The 18,247-nt window shown below is 72.2% G+C and carries 23 protein-coding genes; 15 read left to right on the top strand and 8 right to left on the bottom strand.

Translation table 11 applies throughout. The features are described 5' to 3' along the window. Positions 1-2: 2 nt before the first annotated feature. The 3 genes from HQQ79_RS12755 to HQQ79_RS12745 all read left to right on the top strand — a co-directional run bounded on the left by HQQ79_RS12755 (position 3) and on the right by HQQ79_RS12745 (position 1,997). Complete coding sequence (locus HQQ79_RS12755) at positions 3-1,142, top strand: cysteine desulfurase family protein (protein WP_173034722.1); 1,140 nt, start codon at positions 3-5, stop codon at positions 1,140-1,142. Positions 1,143-1,221: 79 nt separating this feature from the next. Next, on the top strand, positions 1,222-1,488 hold the full coding sequence (locus HQQ79_RS12750; protein WP_111233264.1) for a hypothetical protein: 267 nt from the start codon (positions 1,222-1,224) through the stop codon (positions 1,486-1,488). A gap of 218 nt (positions 1,489-1,706) precedes the next feature. Continuing rightward, on the top strand, positions 1,707-1,997 hold the full coding sequence (locus HQQ79_RS12745) for a hypothetical protein (RefSeq protein ID WP_173034720.1): 291 nt from the start codon (positions 1,707-1,709) through the stop codon (positions 1,995-1,997). 22 nt (positions 1,998-2,019) lie between these two features. On the opposite strand, the gene HQQ79_RS12740 is transcribed toward HQQ79_RS12745, so the two are convergent. Continuing rightward, positions 2,020-2,487: an MSMEG_6728 family protein gene (locus tag HQQ79_RS12740; protein ID WP_071247521.1), complete on the bottom strand. Its 468-nt coding sequence runs from the start codon at positions 2,485-2,487 to the stop codon at positions 2,020-2,022. A gap of 88 nt (positions 2,488-2,575) precedes the next feature. On the opposite strand from HQQ79_RS12740, the gene HQQ79_RS12735 reads away from it, so the two are divergent. Next, positions 2,576-3,172, top strand: a complete 597-nt coding sequence (locus HQQ79_RS12735; RefSeq protein ID WP_173034718.1) for an NAD(P)H-dependent oxidoreductase — start codon at positions 2,576-2,578, stop codon at positions 3,170-3,172. A gap of 179 nt (positions 3,173-3,351) precedes the next feature. On the opposite strand, the gene aroQ is transcribed toward HQQ79_RS12735, so the two are convergent. Then, positions 3,352-3,795 carry a type II 3-dehydroquinate dehydratase gene (gene aroQ, locus HQQ79_RS12730; protein ID WP_027466301.1) on the bottom strand — a complete coding sequence of 148 codons (444 nt, stop codon included), beginning with the start codon at positions 3,793-3,795 and terminating at the stop codon, positions 3,352-3,354. 143 nt (positions 3,796-3,938) lie between these two features. Here aroQ and HQQ79_RS12725 point away from each other — a divergent pair, with 143 nt between their 5' ends. Then, the gene (locus tag HQQ79_RS12725) at positions 3,939-5,609 is read left to right on the top strand and encodes a sodium:solute symporter family protein (protein ID WP_173034716.1); all 1,671 of its coding nucleotides are present in this window, start codon (positions 3,939-3,941) and stop codon (positions 5,607-5,609) included. Positions 5,610-5,631: 22 nt separating this feature from the next. Further along, on the top strand, positions 5,632-5,967 hold the full coding sequence (locus tag HQQ79_RS12720; protein WP_071247515.1) for a hypothetical protein: 336 nt from the start codon (positions 5,632-5,634) through the stop codon (positions 5,965-5,967). Positions 5,968-6,188: 221 nt separating this feature from the next. Here the strand turns inward: HQQ79_RS12720 and HQQ79_RS12715 are convergent, their stop codons facing one another. Continuing rightward, positions 6,189-6,833 carry a DUF3800 domain-containing protein gene (locus HQQ79_RS12715; RefSeq protein ID WP_139179221.1) on the bottom strand — a complete coding sequence of 215 codons (645 nt, stop codon included), beginning with the start codon at positions 6,831-6,833 and terminating at the stop codon, positions 6,189-6,191. On the opposite strand from HQQ79_RS12715, the gene HQQ79_RS12710 reads away from it, so the two are divergent. Genes HQQ79_RS12710 through HQQ79_RS12700 form a run of 3 tightly spaced genes read left to right on the top strand, consistent with a single transcriptional unit; the run spans position 6,814 to position 8,626 of the window. Beyond that, positions 6,814-7,230, top strand: a complete 417-nt coding sequence (locus HQQ79_RS12710; protein ID WP_173034715.1) for a VOC family protein — start codon at positions 6,814-6,816, stop codon at positions 7,228-7,230. The genes HQQ79_RS12715 and HQQ79_RS12710 overlap by 20 nt on opposite strands. Before the next feature lie 37 nt (positions 7,231-7,267). Continuing rightward, on the top strand, positions 7,268-7,888 hold the full coding sequence (locus tag HQQ79_RS12705; protein ID WP_173034713.1) for a DNA-3-methyladenine glycosylase I: 621 nt from the start codon (positions 7,268-7,270) through the stop codon (positions 7,886-7,888). Positions 7,889-7,945: 57 nt separating this feature from the next. Beyond that, entirely contained in the window at positions 7,946-8,626 is a 681-nt protein-coding gene (locus HQQ79_RS12700) for a DJ-1/PfpI family protein (protein ID WP_173034711.1), read from the top strand. Between the two features lie 201 nt (positions 8,627-8,827). On the opposite strand, the gene HQQ79_RS12695 is transcribed toward HQQ79_RS12700, so the two are convergent. Together HQQ79_RS12695 and HQQ79_RS12690 are read right to left on the bottom strand one after the other, a co-directional pair. Then, positions 8,828-9,322, bottom strand: coding sequence for a GNAT family N-acetyltransferase (locus tag HQQ79_RS12695; protein ID WP_173034709.1), 495 nt, complete (start codon positions 9,320-9,322; stop codon positions 8,828-8,830). Further along, positions 9,319-10,143, bottom strand: a complete 825-nt coding sequence (locus tag HQQ79_RS12690; protein ID WP_173034707.1) for a LysR family transcriptional regulator substrate-binding protein — start codon at positions 10,141-10,143, stop codon at positions 9,319-9,321. Before HQQ79_RS12690 ends, HQQ79_RS12695 begins: the two co-directional genes overlap by 4 nt. 33 nt (positions 10,144-10,176) lie before the next feature. Here HQQ79_RS12690 and HQQ79_RS12685 point away from each other — a divergent pair, with 33 nt between their 5' ends. Both HQQ79_RS12685 and HQQ79_RS12680 read left to right on the top strand, forming a co-directional pair. Further along, entirely contained in the window at positions 10,177-10,566 is a 390-nt protein-coding gene (locus HQQ79_RS12685; protein WP_017888549.1) for a DUF5997 family protein, read from the top strand. A gap of 40 nt (positions 10,567-10,606) precedes the next feature. Then, on the top strand, positions 10,607-11,113 hold the full coding sequence (locus HQQ79_RS12680; RefSeq protein ID WP_017888550.1) for a hypothetical protein: 507 nt from the start codon (positions 10,607-10,609) through the stop codon (positions 11,111-11,113). A 50-nt stretch (positions 11,114-11,163) separates the two neighbouring features. Here HQQ79_RS12680 and HQQ79_RS12675 read toward each other — a convergent pair whose 3' ends face one another. Together HQQ79_RS12675 and HQQ79_RS12670 are read right to left on the bottom strand one after the other, a co-directional pair. Continuing rightward, on the bottom strand, positions 11,164-11,613 hold the full coding sequence (locus HQQ79_RS12675) for a phage holin family protein (RefSeq protein ID WP_173034705.1): 450 nt from the start codon (positions 11,611-11,613) through the stop codon (positions 11,164-11,166). Positions 11,614-11,787: 174 nt separating this feature from the next. Further along, a complete protein-coding gene (locus HQQ79_RS12670) occupies positions 11,788-13,263 on the bottom strand; it encodes an MFS transporter (protein ID WP_071247493.1) in 1,476 nt (491 codons plus the stop codon). Between the two features lie 119 nt (positions 13,264-13,382). On the opposite strand from HQQ79_RS12670, the gene HQQ79_RS18960 reads away from it, so the two are divergent. Beyond that, on the top strand, positions 13,383-13,949 hold the full coding sequence (locus HQQ79_RS18960) for a TetR/AcrR family transcriptional regulator (protein WP_111022213.1): 567 nt from the start codon (positions 13,383-13,385) through the stop codon (positions 13,947-13,949). Between the two features lie 9 nt (positions 13,950-13,958). Continuing rightward, positions 13,959-14,486: an Lrp/AsnC family transcriptional regulator gene (locus HQQ79_RS19190; protein ID WP_027466312.1), complete on the top strand. Its 528-nt coding sequence runs from the start codon at positions 13,959-13,961 to the stop codon at positions 14,484-14,486. A 16-nt stretch (positions 14,487-14,502) separates the two neighbouring features. Here the strand turns inward: HQQ79_RS19190 and HQQ79_RS12655 are convergent, their stop codons facing one another. Further along, the gene (locus HQQ79_RS12655; RefSeq protein WP_173034703.1) at positions 14,503-14,934 is read right to left on the bottom strand and encodes a GNAT family N-acetyltransferase; all 432 of its coding nucleotides are present in this window, start codon (positions 14,932-14,934) and stop codon (positions 14,503-14,505) included. Positions 14,935-15,045: 111 nt separating this feature from the next. Here HQQ79_RS12655 and HQQ79_RS18425 point away from each other — a divergent pair, with 111 nt between their 5' ends. Both HQQ79_RS18425 and HQQ79_RS12640 read left to right on the top strand, forming a co-directional pair. Then, complete coding sequence (locus HQQ79_RS18425; RefSeq protein WP_216852504.1) at positions 15,046-16,365, top strand: hypothetical protein; 1,320 nt, start codon at positions 15,046-15,048, stop codon at positions 16,363-16,365. Between the two features lie 87 nt (positions 16,366-16,452). Further along, entirely contained in the window at positions 16,453-18,159 is a 1,707-nt protein-coding gene (locus tag HQQ79_RS12640; RefSeq protein ID WP_173034699.1) for a hypothetical protein, read from the top strand. Positions 18,160-18,247 lie beyond the last annotated feature (88 nt).

The following is an 18,247-nucleotide window of genomic DNA, read 5'->3' as shown; positions in this document are numbered from 1 at the left end:
TCGTGTTCTACCTGGACCGCGCCGCCACCACCCCGGTCCGCCGCGAGGTGCTCGAGGCGCTGTGGCCCTACCTGACGGGGGTGTTCGGCAACCCCTCGTCGACGCACGGCGTCGGGGACGAGGCCGCGCGGGGACTCACCGCCGCACGGGCCGCCGTCGCCGGGGTGCTCGGGTGCCGGCCCGCCGAGGTCGTCTTCACCACCGGCGGCACCGAGGGGGCGAACACCGCGATCAAGGGGATCGCCCTCGCCGCGCCCCGCGGTCGGCACGTCGTCACGAGCGCCATCGAGCACGAGGCGGTGCTGGAGAGCTGCGCGTACCTCGCCCGCTTCCACGACTTCGACGTCACCGTGCTGCCCGTCGGGCCGGACGGCCGCGTCGACCCGGCGGCGCTGCGAGCGGCCCTCCGCGCGGACACCACGCTCGTCTCGATCGCGCACGCCGACAACGAGATCGGCACCGTGCAGGACGTGCCGGCCCTCGCGGCGGTGGCGCACGAGGTCGGGGCACGGTTCCACACCGACGCCGTGCAGTCCGCGCCCTGGCTGCCGATCGGTCTCGGGGCCCTGGGCGTCGACGCGCTGTCGTTGTCGGGGCACAAGCTCGGCGCCCCGAAGGGCACCGGCGTGCTCGCCGTGCGCTCCGGCGTCCCGCTCGAGCCGCTGCTGCACGGCGGGGGACAGGAGCGGGGGCGGCGGTCCGGCACCGAGGACGTGGCCGGTGCCGTGGCGGTGGCGACCGCCCTCGGGCTGGCGGCGGAGACGGTGCGGTCGGGGGAGGGCACCGCGACCACCGTGCGCGACGCGGTGCTCGACGGCGTGCTCGCCGCGGTCCCCGGCGCGTTCGTCACCGGGTCGCGGGAGCACCGGCTGCCCGGGCACGCGTCGTTCTGCTTCCCGGGCGTCAACGGCGAGACCGTCCTGCTCGAGCTGGAGCAGCGCGACGTGGTGTCGTCGTCGGGCAGTGCCTGCGCCGCGGGCAGCACCGAGGCCTCCCACGTGCTCACGGCGCTCGGGATCCCCGAGGACGTGGCGCGCACCGCGCTCCGCCTGACGTTCGACGCGGCCCTGACGGCCGACGACGTCCCGGCCGTCGTCGGGGCCGTGGCCGACGCCGTGGCGACCGTCCGCGCTCTCGGCTGAGGTGTACTAGACGTTCTACTCCATCTCTGGGTACGTGTCCCCCCTTCTGCGGACAACCGATCTGCGTCAGAGTGTCGTCATGGCAAACGCGATGATGACCCGGACACGACGGGACGACCGCTTCCGAGCGGTGCAGCTCCTGCCGGCGCCGGCCACCCTCGTCGCGCTCGCCCTGGCAGCGCAGCACGACCTCGGCACGGCCCCGCTCGGGATCATCGCCGTGGTCGGAGCGCTCGCGACCGCCGGGAGCGCCCTGCTCCCGATGGTCCGGCCAGCCGCCGCCCACCGGTCGATGCCCGCACCGACCGAGACGGACCGGTACCGAGAGGACACCGAACACCCTTGAGGTCCACCACCGTGCGGTTCCCCTGAACCGAGCCGCGCGGTGGACCCAGACCGGATGTCGACCCCCTGATCGACGTCCGGCGCGGGGCGCGACGTTCCCCCTGTCGTCGTGTCCCGCCGTACACCGCGATCCCGCCGTGGGTCGACGTCCGCACCCCTGAGCGGCGTCGGTTCCCCTGCAGCCCACGGCGGGATCCGGTTCCCCGGTAGCGTCGTCGCATGCCCTCGTACCGCGTGACCCTGGCGATCGGCGCCCTCGCGCCCGGCACGGCACCGGACGCCGTCCTGCCCGCCGCTGCCGCCCTGGTGCGCGAACACGCCGTGGTCGAGGCCGAGGACGTCCGGCTGCTCCGTGGCGTCCCGTGCGCGGTCGTGCGCTTCGAGGCCGAGGACGACCGTGTCGCCGCGGGCGTCCGTGACGCCGCCGTCGACGGGTTGCGGGACGTGGTCGAGATCCGCTCCGACGTCGTCACCCGGCGCGAGGGTGGTCACTGGATCCCGGTCGCCTGACGGTCGGGCGCTTGCCTGACGGTCAGACGGTGTGCGTCGCCGGTTCGGGGGTCCCCGGCCAGACGTAGTCCAGGTCGTCCGGTACGTCGGGGAACAGCTCCCGGTAGTGCTCCGGCGCCTTCTGCACGAGCTTCGACCGGTGCGAGACGTGCAAGGCCTCGTCGTCGTTCCACGGCGGGATCGGCACGTCGCCGCGCTCGTACGCCGCCAGGTCCTCCGGTACGCGGCCCAGGTCGAGCAGGGTCTTCTCGAGACACGTGTCGGCGTACCCGCGCTCCGCCCAGACGCGGCACGTGGCCTCCTGGTACGCCATCAGCGCCGGACGGTAGCCGCGCCACATCGCCGTCACCGGGTGGTGCTGCCAGCCGTAGTCGGGGAGCGTCAGGGCGCGCATCACCTGCAGGGTCTCGACCCGCTGCTTGCCGAGCCGCCGGTCGTCGAGGACCTCGGCGGATGCCCGGAAGTCGGCGTACGGCAGGAAGGTCTGCATGGCGCGGACGCTACCCCGACCGACTGGCACCCGACACATGTCGTCACGAACGTGCCGCCCGCCCCGGTAGCGTGTGAGCATCGACCGCATGAGCGGAGAACTGGTCGTCGGCGTCAGTGGCAGCCCATCGGACCCCTCGCGGACCTCGACCCTGGTCGCGGCGACGGTGGCCCGGTTGGCCGAGGAGATCGACGGCGCCCGGACCGAGACGATCGAGATCGGGCCGCTGCTGGCCGACCTCGGAGCGGCGTCGGGTCGCGAGACGATGTCCGACCGCACGCGCCGGGCCCTCGAGACGGTGGAGGCCGCGGACGTGCTCGTCGTCGGCAGCCCGGCCTTCCGGGCGGCCTACTCCGGTGCCTTCAAGCTGTTCTTCGACTGGGTCGGCCAGTACGACCTCGTCGACACCCCGGTGCTCCTGACCGCGACCGGTGGCAGCGACCGGCACGCCCTGCTCGTAGAGCACCAGATGCGCCCGCTGTTCGGGTTCTTCCAGTCCACCACCCTGCCGCTCGGGGTGTTCGGGAACGAGCGGGACTTCACCAAGCGCGAGGGTGGCTACGACATCGCGAGCGTCGACCTGGAGCTCCGCATCGACCAGGCCGTGCGCCGGGCCGCGCCGCTCATCCGCGGCGGCTTCGCCACCGCCGGCCTGACCGACGTGCGGCGTCCCGCCGAGTTCTGATCAGCGTGCCCGCGCCCGGCTCTTCCGGGCATACCGGGTCGGAACTCCTCATCAGGGACGCCCGGAACCACCAGGCATCGCGCGTGGAATGGGAAGGAACGGGCGCGACCCAGCGTGACCAGCAGGCGGACTGGAGGCCCGTGGCGACGCCGCCACGGGCCTCCCGTTCGGTCGTTGGCTCAGCCGAGCAGGGACGCGACGTGCGCGACCGCCAGGCGGTAGCCGTCGGCACCCGCGCCGGCGATGACCGCCGTCGCGGCGGTCGCGACGTGGTCGACGTGGCGGAACGGTTCGCGCTTCCACGTGTTCGACAGGTGCACCTCGACGACGGGGACCCACAGGGCCTCCACCGCGTCGTGCAGCGCGACCGAGGTGTGCGCGTAGGCGGCGGGGTTGATGACGACCGCGGCGAAGTCGTCCAGCGCCTCGTGCAGCCACTCGACCAGCTCGCCCTCGCGGTTCGTCTGGCGGAAGTCGGCCTCGAGCCCGTGCACGGCCGCCTCGGTGTGCACGATCGCCTCGATCTCGGCGAGCGTCACGGTGCCGTACTGCTCCGGGTCGCGGCGCCCGAGGATGTCGAGGTTCGGGCCGTTGAGGACGAGGATGCGCGACGCGTCGGTCATGGGCCGAGCGTAGCGAACCGGGGGGAGCGCTGCGCGGCTCGGACGATGCATGCGCTGGCTATGTGAACGGTCACAAATCGGTGTAACGTCTCCGTCCGGGTCGGCAGAGTTGTCGACTGCAACACACTGACGTGGAGATGTGAATGGTTCTCGCTGCAGCGAACGAAGGGATCCGGCTCGACTTGGGCTGGGTCGACTACCTGATGATCATCGTGTACTTCGCGGTCGTCATCGGGATCGGGTTCACCGCCCGCAAGCAGGTCCGGACGAGCATGGACTTCTTCCTGTCCGGGCGCTCGATGCCGGCGTGGATCACGGGCCTGGCGTTCGTGTCCGCGAACCTCGGTGCGACCGAGATCCTCGGCATGGCGGCCAACGGTGCCCAGATCGGCATGGCCACCCTGCACTACTACCTCGTCGGCGCCGTGCCCGCGATGGTGTTCCTCGGCCTCGTGATGATGCCGTTCTACTACGGCTCGAAGGTCCGCTCCGTGCCGGAGTTCATGCTGCGCCGCTTCGGCAAGGCGCCGCACCTGGTGAACGCGATCGCGTTCGCGGTGTCGAACGTGCTCATCGCGGGCATCAACCTCTACGCGATGGCCATCGTCATCGAGGCCATGCTCGGCTGGCCGGAGTGGCTGGCGATCATCGTCTCCGCCGGCTTCGTGCTCGTCTACATCACCCTCGGCGGGCTCTCGAGCGCGATCTACAACGAGGTCATGCAGTTCTTCGTGATCATCGCGGGGCTCATCCCGCTGACGATCGTCGGTCTGCACCGCGTCGGCGGCTGGGACGGCCTGTCGAAGGCCATCACCGAGACCCAGGGCGTGCAGCACCTGCAGGCCTGGGCCGGCACCGGCTTCGGCAACGTCACCAACCCGATCGGCGCCAACTGGCTCGCCATCGTGCTCGGCCTGGGCTTCGTGCTCGGGTTCGGGTACTGGACCACGAACTTCACCGAGGTGCAGCGCGCGTTCTCGGCGAAGAACATGTCCGCGGCCCGCCGCACCCCGCTCATCGCCGCGATCCCGAAGCTCTTCATCCCGGCCATCGTCGTCATCCCCGGTCTCATCGCCGCGGCCGTGGTGGGCAACCAGTTCGCCGACGGCACGCTGACCTACAACGACGCAATCCCGAAGCTCATCCAGATGTACCTGCCGACCGGTGTGCTCGGCATCGCGGTGACCGGCCTGCTGGCGTCCTTCATGGCCGGCATGGCGGCGAACGTCTCGTCGTTCAACACCGTCTTCACCTACGACATCTGGCAGCGCTACATCCGCCCGAACATGCCCGACCTGCACTACCTGAAGACCGGCCGCTGGGTCACCGTCGTCGGCGTCGTGGTCGGCATCGCGACCGCGTTCATCGCGGCCCAGGCGTCGAACATCATGACGTACATGCAGACGCTGTTCTCGTTCTTCAACGCACCGCTGTTCGCCGTGTTCATCCTCGGCCTGCTGTGGAAGCGCATGACGACGCAGGGTGCGCTCTGGGGCTACGTCCTCGGCATCGTGACCCCGACGATCACCTGGATCGCCTACCTGGTGAACCCGGACCTGTTCGCCACCGCGACCGCGGAGACCCTGTACGGCGCGATCATCTCGTTCGTCACCGTGCTGATCGTCGGCTTCGTCGTCTCGATGCTCACCAAGCCGAAGGACGAGAAGGAGCTCGGTGGGCTCGTCTACGGCGTCGGCAAGATCGACCTGCACGGCGACTCGGTCGCGACGGACACCGCCTGGTACCGCTCGCCCGCCCTGCTCGGCACCGTCGCGCTCGTGCTGTGCGTCGTCCTGTACCTCCCGTTCCTCTGATCCGCGAAGGAGACCACTTCTCATGAGTGACACCACCACCCCCGGCGCGATGACCGAGGAGCAGAAGGCAGCCCTCGTCCGCTCCACCCGCCGACTCGACCTGCGCCGCATCCTCGGCGGCCTGTTCGTGCTCTACGGCGTGATCACGACCATCGTCGGGATCGTGCACTGGAACACCGACCCCGAGAAGACCGGCGGGATCCACATCAACCTGTGGGTCGGGATCTCGCTGCTCATCGGCGGCGGCCTGTTCTTCCTCTGGGACCGCCTGAACCCGGTGCCCGCCGAGGACATCATCGGCCAGGCCGAGGCCGAGTCGCACCAGCGTGCCGCTGGCGAGGGACGCGAGCTGGCCTGACGCCGCTCGGGTCGGTCGTCCCCGGGCTGACGCGGAACGACGAAGTCGCTGTCGGACGACAGCGACTTCGTCGTTTCCGGCCTGGGCTGCGCACGCCTTGACCGGAGCGGAGCACGGCGGGTAGCATTGATATGTCGATCGGGTGCTGCTCGGTCGAAAGTGATCCTCGGATGTCCTGCAGCCAGCGCGGGCCCGAGGATTTGCGCTTTCGGGGGCGTGCGTCAGGAAACCAGGATCGGGCTCGTCAGTCCGTGATCCCCGGCGAGGCCGGCAACATGAGCCCCGCAGGCGATGTCGGCCAACGCGAGGAGCGGCTCTTCGGACGGGTTGAGGTGCTCGAACCGCACTCCATGACCGACTCCACGATCGCGGAGCGCATCGAACATCGCCCGGTCATCCTTGTCCCGGGCGGGTCCGCGCGTCTCGAGGACCACGTGGCCGACCTTCCGCAGCTCGAGTTCGTGCACGAGGCGTTCGATACACCGTCTTCGCCGACGTTCCGTCCGTGCCACGGCGCCGTCGTACCGGACCACGATGACGGTCACCGCACGCCGGAGGAGATCGAGCCACGAGATGCGCTGAGCTGGCAGTGCCTCGTACCAGTGCAGCTTCCGCATGCGCCGAGGGGTCGCCCGTCGAACCGCCTCGCGAGCTTCTTCCTCGCCGTTGATCCGCATGATCACCGCGGCGAGGACGTACGCGGTGTGGTCCCGCCCACCACCCGGTTCTGACTCGTCCACGTAGGCCCGCATCACGCCAGCATATTGTGTACCGGTTGGTTCCCCCACGAAACGGTTGCGCGCTGCTCCAGGTGGGTCCAGGTTGAGCGTGACGAAAGGAACCGCCATGGACACGATGGTCTTCATCAACCTGCCCGTCACGGACCTCGAGCGCTCGAAGGCGTTCTACGAGGCACTCGGGTACTCCATCAACCCGGCCTTCAGCGACGACACCGCGGCGTGCGTGGTGGTGTCCGACACGATCTACGTCATGATCCTGACGACGGCGAAGTTCGCCGAGTTCACCGACAAGACGATCGCCGACGCCGACACGATCGAGGTCATCAACTCGCTCAGCGCCCCGTCGAAGGAGGACGTCCACCGCGTCGTCGACGCCGCGGTCGCTGCCGGCGGCACCGAGGACCGGCCGGAGATGGACCTCGGCTTCATGTACCAGCGGAGCTTCACCGACCCGGACGGACACCGCTGGGAGTACGTGTGGATGGACGAGCAGGCGACGCAGGACGGCCCGCCCGCCGAGTGAGCCAGGCGCTGTCGGCGGCGCCCGCCAGGATGGATGCATGAGCACCGAGCCAGTCGACGCCCCGCCCGTGCCCGACCTCGTCACCGGCGACGACGGCCTCGCCCGGCCGGTCTGGGCGTCGTCGGACGAGCTCCTGCGCGAGTACTACGACACCGAGTGGGGCATGCCCGTCCGCGACGAACGCGGGGTGTTCGAGCGGCTCTCGCTCGAGGCGTTCCAGTCCGGTCTGTCGTGGCGCACGATCCTCGCGAAACGACCGGCGTTCCGTACCGCCTTCGCCGACTTCGACGCCGACACCGTCGCGGCCTTCGGCGAGGACGACGTCGCACGGCTGATGGCCGACGCCGGGATCGTCCGGAACCGCGCGAAGATCCTCGCGACGATCACCAACGCGAACGCCACGATCGCCCTGCGGCAGGACGGTGGGCTCGCCGACTTCGTGTGGTCGTTCCGGCCGACGACCACGCCCGAGCCACGGTCCTCCGCCGAGGTCCCGACGAAGTCGGACGAATCCCTCGCCCTGTCGAAGGCGCTGCGGAAGCGCGGCTTCGCCTTCGTCGGACCGACGACGATGTACGCCCTGATGGAAGCGCTCGGCATCGTCGACACCCACCTGATGGGCAGCCACCGGCGCGGGACCTCCGGCGTCTGGAGCTGACGGGCAAGCCAGCGAGTACGAGAACGGGAACGGGAACGCCGGGACTATGGTCGCGACATGGCCGACGAGATCCGGATCGCGTTCCTGCTGTTCCCGCACCTGACCCAGCTCGACCTGACCGGTCCGGCGCAGGTCCTCAGCCGCGTGCCCGGCGCACGCGTGGAGTACGTGGCGGCGACGCTCGACCCGGTGCCGAGCGACTGCGGCCTGTCACTCCTCCCGACGACCACGATGAGCGATGCCCGAGCGGCGGACGTGCTCGTGGTGCCTGGTGGTGACGGTGCCTTCGACGCGATGCTCGACCCGGACGTCGTGGCCTTCGTGCGGCGCCAGGCCGAGCACGCGACGTGGACCACCTCGGTGTGCACCGGTGCCTTCGTGCTCGGCGCCGCCGGGCTGCTCGCCGGCAGACGCGCGACGACCCACTGGGCCTCGAAGCCGATGCTCGAGGCCTTCGGAGCGCAGCCGGTGGACGCCCGGATCGCCCGGGACGGCGCCGTCGTCACCGCCGCCGGGGTGAGCGCGGGCATCGACATGGCGCTGTGGCTCGCGGCCGAGCTCGCCGGACAGTCCGCGGCCGAGGCGATCCAGTTGCAGATCGAGTACGACCCGCAACCGCCGTTCGACCATGGATCGGCTGAACGCGCAGACGCCGTCGTCGTCACCCGGGCCCGCGCAGCAGCCGAGGAATCGCGCGGCGCGAGGGTGACCCGCGCCGCCGCAGCCGTCCTGCGCTGACGCGGACCTTCGGACGGTCACGAATCCCCGCTGGCCTCCGCCGAGTGGTCACGACACGTCGTTCCGGGCGCGGCAAGTCGACACTTCGTGACCGCTCGGGGCCATGCACGCGGGGTGTTGTGACCGGGCGGACCCGAGCCGCCGCGTCAGCCGCAGCAGCCGCCGCCGCCGCCGCCGCCGCAGCCGCGCCGCCGCCGCGCGCTAGACCAGCGGCTTCCGCATCTGCGCCGACGTCACCCGGTACCCGAGCGCCGCGTAGAGCTCCTGCGCCCCGGTGTTGTAGCCGAACACGTTCAGCCCGATACTCGTCGCACCGTTCTCAGCGGCGGCGCGGTGCCCGAGTTCGAGCGCTCGACGTGCGTGCCCGCGGCGCCGGTGTGCCTCGTCGATCTCAACGTTGAACACCCACCAATCGGTGCTGCCCGGCGTGAGCGGTCCGATCCACAGGTACCCGATGACGGTGTCGTCCTGGTCGATGACGTCCCACACGAGGTGCCCGTCGGCGGGAGACCCGCCCGGGAACCAACGGTCCCGCGACTGCTGCTCGTTCGCCTCGGCCTGCTCACGGGTCTCGCCCGCCTGCATCCGTGACTCGACGTACTCGGCCATCGTGCGCCGGAGCCAGGCCGGGAGGCGCGTGGCCGGCATCGGTGCCAGCCGCGTGTCCGTCATCGGTGCCAGCCGCGTGTCCGTCATCGGTTGCCCTTGGAACCCCGGCTCGGCTTGCCGCGCATCTTGCCGCGACCGGGCGTGGGTCCCTTGCCGGTGTTCGACTTCTTGCCGCTGCCGGACTTCCCGCTGCCGGGCGACTTCGCCTTGGCCTTGCCGCCGGCGCCGCCGCCGCCGGCCGAGCCGCCCTTGGAACCCGACGCACCCGACCCACTCGACGAACCGGACGCACCCTTGGCGGCCGACCCGGTCTTGGTGCCGCCACGAGCCGGACGCGAGCCGTCGTCGTCGTCGCGATCCGGGCCTCCCGGCTGGCGCGAACTGTTGGCGGTCCGCCCGCGCACCACGCCGATGAACTCCTCGGTGGTCTCGGTGGTGTCCTCGTCCCGCCAGACCAGCGCGATGCGCGTGCCCTCGGCGTTCATGAGCGGACGACCCACCAGGTCCTTGCGGCTGGCGGCGCGGAACAGCGACTGGGGGAGCACGACGACGCCGACGTTCGCCTCGACCAGGTCGAGCGATCCGTCGATGTCGGCCGGAACCGGGCCGGCGTCGATCACGTGGACCTCGGCGTCGGCGAGGTCGACCTCGGCGAGTTCGGCGAGGGGGGAGTCCTTGGGCATCGCGACGACGGCCGTCTCGGTCCAGAGCGGGATGGCGTTGTGCTGCTCGGACACGGGCATGCGCGCGAAGACCATGTCGGCCTCTCCCGCCAGCGTGTCGTCGACGTCGTCGGCGCCGATCGGCCGCAGCCGGAGCTCGACGGAGGGGAAGCGTTCCCGCCAGACACGGGCCCACTTTGCGGGGGAGACCCCCGGCACGAAGGCGATGGTGAGAGCCGCGGTCATGCAGACGAGCATAGGGGCCGTACCCTTGTCCTCATGGCGCAGGAACAGACCATGAAGCCCGAGACGGCTGCGAAGAAGCTCGGCATCTTGCTGACGGCCGCTCCGGAGTCCTTCCAGAGCGCTCCCCTCACGCGGACCGCCTTCGACGAGCTCCGGACCGAACCCCCGACCTGGCTCGAGGACCTCCGACGCGACGGCCCGCACCCGCGACCCGTCGTGGCGCAGAAGCTCGGGATCTCCATCTCCGGCCTGAGCCGTGCGGGGATCGACGACGCACTGACGACGGCGGACATCAAGACGCTGCTCGAGCAGAAGCCCGAGTGGCTCGTCCGCGAGCGCGCGACGCAGGCCGCCGTGCACGCCGAGAACGCCCGCGTGAAGCAGGAGCGCGCCGCCAAGGCCGCTGCCCGCGCCGAGGACTGACCCCACCCCGCACCACTCCGCCGCACCGAGGACGCCCCACGTGCACGAGACCGTCGCCGACGCCATGCTCGTCGTGCCGCAGTTCGCGTCGGTGTGCTGCATCGTCGGTGACCGCTACCGACCGCGCCCGGGCGTGATCGTGCCGGCGGGCGTGATGCTCGTCGCGATGCTCATGCCCGTCGTCGACGCCGGTGCGGTGTGGACCCTGTTCGCCGCGACCCTGCTGCTCCTGCTCGCGCCGTTGCCCGTGATGCGGCGCCGCCGCGCCGACGGTCGCCGCGCGGAGCCGATGGACGTCCACCGCGCGCTCTCCGCCGTCGTGATGGCCGGGATGCTGCTGATGGGCCACGCCTCGGGCGTCGCCGGCGACCACGCCGGGCACGGCATCGCCCTGTCCGCGGTGCTCGGCGCCGGCGTGATCGGCTACTGCGCGTTCAGCGGCTGGCTGCTCCGGTACGAGTGGGGCCGCGAGGACCGGCGGGCCGTCCGCAGCGGCGAGGTCTTCGCGATGACCGTCGCCGTGGTCGGCATGACCCTGGCGATGTAGCGGAGCCCGCCCCGGCGGTCACGGCCCCCGCAGCCGGTCCGTCGAGTCCGTCAGTCGCGCGCGACGCCGTCCGTCCGGGCGTCCGTCGCGTGCGTCACCCGCTGCTTCGCCGCCTGGATCGTGTCCTTCGGCACCGGCGGCACACCCCGCCGGATCCCGCGCAGGCCGACGACGAACAGGATCGCGGTCACGATCGCGAACACGACGAACGTGATCCCGGTCGCCGCCCACAGCGGCAGCGCGAGGGCGAGCAGCGCCACCGCGAAGCCGGCCAGCGCGACCAGGGTGGTCAGGGCGAACCCGACGGCCACCCCGGTGAGCACCAGCCCGGTCTTCGCACCGCTCGCGCGCTCGCCGATCTCGCGCCGCGCCGAGGCGACCTCGTCACGGACGGCGCGCAGCACCGGTTCGAGGGCCTTCTGCACGAGTCCGGCGGTCACCGTGTCGCGGAACGACGGGCGTCCGGGAGCGGTGGTGTCGTCGTGGTCGGTGCTGCTCATGGGGTCTCCTGTCCGGGCGCGGCGGTCCGCGTCCCCTGACGGGACGCGACTGGTCCGATGATCGTCACGCCGGCTCGGATGCGCCCGGTACGTTCCCAGGTTGTGCGACGGACGGGAGGCCCGCCCCGCGTCGACGACGCTGGACGGGCCTCCCGGGTGGTCGGGACCAGGGCCCTACTCGGTGACCTCCTCGAGGTCGTCGATCCCACGGGCGGCGGCCGCTGCGCGGCGGGCGCGCATCGACGGCGCGGCGAGCGCGGCGAGCACGGCCACGACCGCCACGCCGGTGCACGCCCAGAACCCGATGGTGAACGCGTCGTCGGTCGGCAGTCCCTGCGGCGTGCTGTGCGAGGTGATCAGCGCTGCGATGACGGCGGTGCCGACGCTCGAGCCGATGGTGCGGACGACCGTGTTGGCGCTGATGGCCTCACCGGTCTGGTTCGCGGGGACGCTCTCGATGATCGCGTTCGAGCAGGCGGCGAGGGCCATGCCGATGCCGATGCCGGTCAGGACGCCGGAGGCCACCACCTGCCACAGCTCGGCGTGTGCGATCGCCGGCAGCACGAACGCGGCGACGATGGCGAACCCGCCGATGAGCATCGGCGGCTTCGGGCCGACCTTGCGCACCAGGATGCCCGCGATGGGCCCGGCGACGACCATCATCACGACGGTCGGCAGCAGGAAGAGACCGGCCTGGGTGACGTCCTTGCCGAAGCCGTAGCCGAGCGCCGTCGGGAGCTGCAGGAGCGTCGGCACGAGGACGAAGGTGCCGAACATCGCGAACCCGAAGACGAGTGCGACGACGTGGGCGGTCCAGACCCCGCGGACCGCGAAGAGCCGGACGTCGATGAGCGGCTCGGCGACCCGGAGCTCGACGAGGACGAACACGACCAGAGCGACGGCGCCGAGGACCAGCAGGCCGATGGTCTTGCCGTCGCCCCAGCCCCAGGTCTCGCCCTCGCTGACGGCGAGCAGGATCGCGACGAGCGACACCGCCAGGACGAACGTGCCGGCCATGTCCAGGCGGCCGGGCTTCCGCACCGGGGACTCCGGCATGCCGAAGACCGCACCGAGCAGTGCGATGACGACGAGCACGGCGGGGAGCCAGAACAGCCAGTGCCAGGACAGGTGCTCGACGATGGGTCCAGCGGCGACGATGCCGACACCGGCGCCGATGCCGAAGATCGCGGACAGCAGGCCGATCGTGACACTGACCTTCTCCTTCGGCAGCTCGTCACGCACGATGCCGATCGACAGCGGCATCACGGCTCCCGCGGCACCCTGCAGCGCGCGCCCGACGATCAGGACGCCGAGGTTCGGTGCGAGGGCGGCGAGCACGGCGCCGACGAGCAGGATCGACAGCACCACGATCAGGACCTTGCGCTTGCCGATCATGTCGCCGAGGCGACCGAGGATCGGCGTGAGCACCGAGGCGGAGAGCAGGTAGGCGGTGAGTACCCAGCTCGTCGCACTGGTGGAGGCGCCGAGGTCCTGCCCGATGGTCGACAGTGCCGGGGCGACGAGCGACTGCAGGACGGCGAAGGACAGGCCGCCGAGGGACAGGTAGACGATGATCGCCGTGCTGTTCGGCCGGCGTCCGTCGGTGGTGGGGTGCGAGCCGGTCCGTGGGCTCTGCATGGTGTCGGTCATCGTGCTCCGTGTCGTCGTGGTCGTCGATGTAAACAATTGCTGACATGACGAGCGTACGCGCTCGGGGGAGCATGTCAACGCTTGCTTACATCTCTGTGAGGACCGGTAGGCTGCGCTCCATGAGTAAGGACGCCGCGGCCACCCGACTCCTGCTCGTGCAGGCCGCCCGGCGTCGGTTCGCCTTCGACGGGTACCGCGCGACGACGGTGCGCGACATCGCCGGGGACGCCGGGGTGAACGTCGCCCTCATCAACCGGTACTTCGGCTCGAAGGAGGGGCTCTTCCGCGCCTGCCTCGACCGGGTCGTCCGCGACCTGGGGGCCGAGGAGACGAGCGAGCAGGGCCTCGAACGGGCGCTGACCGGCATCATCACGCACATCGTGCGGGCCCCGACCGACGACGACTCACTGCAGCTCATGCTCCTGCTCCGGTCCTCCGGCGACGACGGTGCCGATGCCATCCGCCGGGAGACGCTGCGCCGGTACGCCGAACGGCTCGCGGGCACGGTCGGCGGCGCGGGGTCAGAGGAACTGCTCGTCCGTGCCGAGATCGCGCTGGCGGTGGTGCTCGGGATGTCGATGCTCCGTCAGTCCACCGCGGTGGAACCGCTGGCATCCGCCGACGACGCCGTCGTGTCGGCCGCGCTCGAGGACGCCCTCCGCGCCCTGCTCGCGCCGCCGCGGTAGCGTCGAGCCGTGTCCGACCGTCCCGCACGTCGCCCCGACCCCGCTCCGCGCCTCGACGAGGTCGACGAGCGCATCCTCTGGACCCTGTCGGCCGACGCCCGGATCCCGAACAACCGGCTCGCCGCCGCCGTCGGCATCGCGCCGTCGACCTGCCTGGCACGGGTCCGCGCGCTCGAGGACGCCGGGGTGATCCGCGGCTACCGGGCCGAGGTGGACGTCGCCCGGCTCGGGTTCTCGATCGAGGCGATGGTGTCCGTCCGGGTGCACGCCGCGGCCCGCCACGAACTGCGGGACTTCGCCAAGCGCCTGCTGCGGGTGCCCGTCGTGCAGGACGTGTCGTTCCTGGCGGGGGACAAGGACTTCCTCGTGCACATCGCGTGCGAGTCGACCGAGCAGCTCCGCGACTTCGTCGCCGACGAACTCAGCGGCGACCCCTCGGTGGCGACGACGCAGACGAACATCGTGTTCGAACGCCTCGTCGCCGACCGGGCCACCCAGGGCCGCTCGTTCGACGAACTGCGGCGCTGGCGGGCCTGACGCGCGGAACCCCGGGTCAGCGCTTCCGGGTCATCGGGATGTGCGGGATGCGGTCCTCCAGGTACTCGTCCCCCGAGCGCACGAAGCCGAAGCGGCCGTACCACTGCTCCAGGTGCGACTGGGCACCGAGGGCGATGCTCGGCGAGCGGGACTCGGCGATCGCGGCTTCCATGAGCTGCCCGCCGAGTCCCTGGCCGCGGGCGTGCTTCGCGGTGGCGACCCGGCCGATGCGCTCGGTGCCGTCGGGCTCGCGGAGCAGGCGGAGGGTCGCGTCCACCGAACCGTTGCCGGCCCAGAACTGCACGGTGCCCGGCTCGAGGTCACGGCCGTCGATGTCGCCGTACGCGGCCTCCTGCTCGACGACGAAGACGTCCTGGCGGAGCCGCAGGATCTCGTGCAGCGTGACGATGTCCAGGTTGCGGGTCGGAGCGTTGAAGATCGAGACCACGGACGGCCCTTCCTGAGAATTTCTTCCGAAACGGGGTGTGTTCCGGACCGGATCGGCGTACATTGCCGGTCAACCACTCTACGTGCGCAGCCGAGATCAGGAGGTGAGCGCATGGACCACCCGTTGCGCGCACCCTGGCGCGCCGCACTCCGCATCGTCCTGCTGGGCGTCGGGACCCTCGCCGCCCTCGTGCTGCTGTCCCTGCTGCTCGGCGCGCGACCGGCCTCCGCCGCGACGACCTCGGCCGTCCCGACCGAGCAGCGCGGCCTCGTCGGCAGCGTCGTGGACGGCGTCGGTGGCACCGTGCAGGGCGTGACCGGCGAGGTCGGCAAGGTCGTCGGCGGCGTGACGGCTCCCGTCCGCAAGGCCGTGGCACCTGCACCTGCACCTGCACCTGCACCTGCACCTGCACCCGCACCTGCTCCTGCTGCGCCCGCTCCGGCCCCCGCGCCCGCACCCGCTCCGGTGCCCGCGGCGCCCGCACCTGCCCCGGCTCCCGCGCCCCCCGCCGCACCGTCGAGCCCCGCTCCGGCCGCGACCACCCCGGCTGCCGCGCCCACCACGACCGCCCCCGCGGCCGGCCCGGCCACGCGCCCGGTGCGACAGGTCGTCGACCAGGTGACCAGTGCCTCCCGGCCGGTCACCGACACCGTCGCGAACGTCCTGCGCCCCGTCACCGGCACCGTGGAACACGTCACCGACACGCGCCCCGTGACCGCCGTCGTCGACACCGTCTACGACGTGGTCGGCAGCGTCCCGGTGGTCGGCACGGTCCTCGGCGACGACACCCTCGGCACCGTCACCGGCCCGGTCGCGGGCCTCGTCGACGACACGCTCGGCTCGGTCGGCACGACCGTGGGCACCGTCCCCGACGTGGTCGGGGGCGTCGTCCCGTCCGTCGGCGGCACCCTGCCAGGAGGCACGGCCCCCGTCGTCGACGTCCCCGCGCTCCCGGTGGGCGGCGGTTCGAACCCGTCCGCCGGGCCCGTCCCGTCGGTGCCGGTCGCGAACGCCCCCGTCCGGCCCGGAACGGTCCCCGCGCAGGGCACCTCGGCGCCCGCACGCGCCGTCGCCGCCGGTGCCGTGGGCCACCGGTCCGCCGGGCTCCGCCCGTTGGAGCCGGTCGCCGCAGTCGCCACGACGGCCACGGTCGGCCCGCTCGTCGCGGCCGTCGAGGCGCAGGACGCGACCCTCGGTGGGCGCGCGCTGCTCGTCCCCGCGGACGGCGAGGGCCACGGGCTCCCGTTCGACGGAGCCGACGCCGGTGTGCTCGGCGGCAGTGCCTCCTCGACCTCCGGCGGCGCAGCAGCCGTCGGCATCGTCGGCTCGACCGACGACATCGTCTCCCTCGCCGCGGGGTCTCGCGGCACGCTCTCCGACGACGCGGTCCCCGCATCCGTCGTCGGCGAGCACGACGTCGCCCCTGACTGAGATCGGTGCGCCTGTCCGCCACGGCAGGCACGCACACATCCCGGCTGCGTCCGCGGTCGGTGACGATCTCGATCAGGGAGTACGACCATGAACAAGTACGTCTCCAGAGGGCTCTGGTTCGCCCTCTTCGTCGGCGGGCTCACGCTCGGCGGCACGGCTGCGGCGAACGCGGCCACGACATCCGGTGCCGACGGCATCGTCTCGGGCACCCAGGTGGCCCCCGCCGTGGACGCCCCGGTGTCCCTCGGCGGCAACGCGATCGCCGTGCTCGGCGACGCAGTGTCGACGGCGACCGGGTCCACGCCCGCCGCTCCGGCTCCGGCTCCGGCCACGACCGCTCCTGCCCCCAGCACGTCGGGCGAGGACGGCACGCTCTCGGGCACGCAGGTGGTGCCGGACGTCGCGGCACCGGTGACGGTCGGCGGCAACGCCGTGGCCGTCGCCGGTGACGCCGTCTCGGCCACCGCACCCGCGGCAGCTCCGGCGCCTGCAGCACCGGCACCGGCTCCGGCTCCGGCGCCTGCCGCCCCTGCCGCTCCTGCCGCTCCGGCTCCGAGCACCTCGGGCGAGGACGGCACGGCTTCCGGCACCCAGGTCGCCCCGACCGTGACCGTCCCCGTGACGGTGGCCGGCAACGGGATCGGCGTCCTCGGCGACGGCACCTCGACGTCGACCGCCCCGGCGGCGGCCACTCCGGCGCCGGCTGCCGAAGCACGGTCGGCACCCAGCACCTCGGGCACCGACGGACTGCTCTCCGGCACCCAGGTGACCGGCCTGGTCGACGTCCCGGTGACGATCGGTGGCAACGGCCTCGGCGTCCTCGGTGACGGGACCGCGACGGGCACGACGCCCGCCGCGGCCACGGGTACCGGGACCGGGACTGCACCGGCGGCCGGTGGTTCGACCTCGGGTTCGGACGCGACGGCCTCGGGCACGCAGGTGTCCCCGGTGGTCTCGATCCCGGTCACGGTGGCGGACAACGGCATCGGGCTGCTCGGGACGGGCACCGCGACGGGCACGGCGCCCGCCGCGGGCACGGGGACCGGGACCGCTCCGGCGGCCGGTGGTTCGACCTCGGGTTCGGACGGCACGGCCTCGGGCACGCAGGTGTCCCCGGTCGTCGACGTCCCGGTGACGATCGGTGGCAACGGCATCGGCGTCCTCGGCGACGGCACGAGCACCGGCGGCACGACGGCTCCGGCCACCGGCACCACGACCCCGACGACCGGCGGTTCGACCTCCGGCGACGGCGGCCTGCTCTCCGGCACCCAGGTCACCCCGGTGATCAGCCTGCCGATCACCATCGGCGGCAACGGGATCGGCATCGTCGGTGACGGCACCAGCACCACTCCCGGCACCGGCACCGGCACCGACCCCGGTACGGACCCGGGCACGGACCCCGGTACGGACCCGGGCACGGACCCCGGTACGGACCCGGGCACGGACCCGGGCACCGACCCGGGCACGGACCCGGGTACGGGCCCGGGAACCGTCCCCACCGACGGGACGGGCACCGACACCGGCACCACGCCCGGCACGGCGACCATCCCGGTCGGCGTGGTCGGCGTCGTCGAGCCGACCCGGGCCTCCACGGCGGGTGTGGTGACCACCACGACCGCTGCCACCGGCGGGGCCCGGGCGAGCGCCGCGACCGTCGCGGCTGCCGCCACTGCCGGTGACGGCCAGCCGGAGCTCGCCTACACGGGAGCCGGCTCGCCGGTCCTGCCGGCCGGGTTCGCGCTCCTGCTGCTCCTCGCCGGAGCGGGCACGCTCGTGCTCCGTCGCCGGCACTGACCAGCGGGTGACCGAGGGGCGTCACACCGTGGCGCCCCTCGTCACCATGCCCGGGGGAGACGCCCGGTTACGACGGCGCTGCCACCGT

The sequence above is a fragment of the Curtobacterium sp. VKM Ac-2852 genome, from assembly GCF_013205045.1.
GTDB classification, from domain to species: Bacteria; Actinomycetota; Actinomycetes; order Actinomycetales; family Microbacteriaceae; genus Curtobacterium; species Curtobacterium flaccumfaciens.
Note: the sequence above shows the minus strand (reverse complement) of the source record. Positions and strands in the feature narration are given on the sequence as shown.